Below are 229 nucleotides of genomic sequence, written 5' to 3'. Positions count from 1 at the left end.
AGCCGCGCGCGCCAGCGTGGAGCGTGCCGAGGATGCGATCGCCAACCTGGTCATCACCGCCCCGTTCGACGGGGTGCTGGAACAGGACACGGCGGAGCTGGGCGCCTATCTCTCGCCGGGCAGCCCGTCGGGGGCCCATTGCGCCACGATCCTGCAGCTCGACCCGATCAAGATCGTGGGCTTCGCCCCCGAAATGCTGGTCGACCGTATCGCCGTGGGTGCCATGGCG

1 pseudogene is annotated in these 229 nt (G+C 69.9%); it reads left to right on the top strand.

Going from position 1 to position 229, the window contains the following annotated elements:
• Window positions 1-229: pseudogene (locus tag E0702_RS18470) on the top strand (hypothetical protein); the annotation flags it as partial.

The organism is Halomonas marinisediminis, from assembly GCF_004347715.1.
In the GTDB taxonomy this organism is placed as follows: Bacteria; Pseudomonadota; Gammaproteobacteria; order Pseudomonadales; family Halomonadaceae; genus Halomonas; species Halomonas icarae.
This window is presented reverse-complemented; position numbering and strand designations above follow the sequence as displayed.